The following is a 1,169-nucleotide window of genomic DNA, read 5'->3' on the forward strand; positions in this document are numbered from 1 at the left end:
TCGAGAGATAGCCGACGAGGTGAGCCAGAACAGCGCGAGCGTCGAGGAAGTCGCGGCCGCGACGGGTCAGCAGGCCGGGACGGCCGAGGACGTGCTGTCGATGGCCGACGAACTCGCGGGCATCGGCGAGGAGACGACCAGCGAGGCCGAGAACGTCTCCGCCGCCGCCGAGGAACAGACCGCCACGCTGGACGAAGTCTCGGACGGCGCGACCCGCCTCGCCGACCAGGCGAGCGACCTGAGCGAACTCCTCGACGAGTTCGACGTCTCCGCCGACGGCGTCGACTTCGAGTCGACGCTCTCCCTCGACGGCGAGACGGCCGCCCGACTGGCCGACGTGGTCGCCGACGGCGCGTCCGACGCGGGCGGCGAGTCCGCCCCGACGCCCGCCGCGTCCGACGACGACTGACCCGAGAGCGACGACTCGGGAGCCTTTTTGACCGCGAGTCGACAACGAGCCTCCGTGTCAGACCCGACAGACCGCGTCGAACGGCGGGTGTTCGAGGACCACGGCGACGTGGTCGAGGCCATCGGACGGTGCGCCGACGCCGTCGCCGCCGAGTGGGACGAGTCGCCGACGGACGCCGCGTGGACGACCGACCGCGACGCCGTCGTCCCCGCGTCGAACGGGCACTGGACGCGGCGGGCGCCTCGCGCACCTCCCGCGCGTCCTCTCGGACCTGGTGACGGCCACCGGACACCCGATGCCCGCCCCGCCCGTCGCCGCCCCGCCGTACGTCGTCGTCACGAGCGAGGGCGTCGTCCTCCGGGCGTCGTTGGGCGAGGAACGACTCGTCGTCTCGTTCGACGCGTTCCGCATCGAACGCGGCGACGACGTGCGGTACGTCCGCCGCGACGACGCGACGGCAGGGGCCGGCACGGGCCGTCAGACGGCGTCCGGCGGCGTGCGCGTGCGCGTCGAACGGCGCTGACGGGCCGCACCGCGCGAACGCCGGCGGGGCGTCACATCTGGTAGCGGCGTTCGTCGTCGCGTTGCGGGTACTGGTCCTGTCCGGTCATCTCGTCGTACGTCATCCCCGAGAGGTACTCGTCGTACGTCACGTCGTAGCCCTGCCGGAGGTGGAAGTCGAGCGTCCCCCTGTCGACGGTGGTCTGAAACAGCAGGTGGACCGCCCGGCGGACCAGTTCGTCCACCTCGTCCGTCTCGA

At 72.4% G+C, this 1,169-nt stretch carries 2 protein-coding genes and 2 pseudogenes; 2 read left to right on the forward strand and 2 right to left on the reverse strand.

The features are described from left to right. Positions 1-409 (forward strand): annotated as a pseudogene (locus GJ632_RS21635) (methyl-accepting chemotaxis protein); the annotation flags it as partial. A gap of 57 nt (positions 410-466) precedes the next feature. On the opposite strand, the gene GJ632_RS24500 reads toward GJ632_RS21635, so the two are convergent. Further along, positions 467-634, reverse strand: coding sequence for a hypothetical protein (locus GJ632_RS24500; protein WP_231751757.1), 168 nt, complete (start codon positions 632-634; stop codon positions 467-469). A 49-nt stretch (positions 635-683) separates the two neighbouring features. On the opposite strand from GJ632_RS24500, the gene GJ632_RS24505 reads away from it, so the two are divergent. Beyond that, a complete protein-coding gene (locus GJ632_RS24505) occupies positions 684-932 on the forward strand; it encodes a hypothetical protein (protein ID WP_231751758.1) in 249 nt (82 codons plus the stop codon). A gap of 31 nt (positions 933-963) precedes the next feature. Here the strand turns inward: GJ632_RS24505 and GJ632_RS21645 are convergent. Beyond that, positions 964-1,169 (reverse strand): annotated as a pseudogene (locus tag GJ632_RS21645) (hypothetical protein); the annotation flags it as partial.

Origin of the sequence: Halogeometricum sp. CBA1124 (assembly GCF_009741955.1) — an archaeon.
Taxonomy (GTDB): domain Archaea; phylum Halobacteriota; class Halobacteria; order Halobacteriales; family Haloferacaceae; genus Halogeometricum; species Halogeometricum rufum.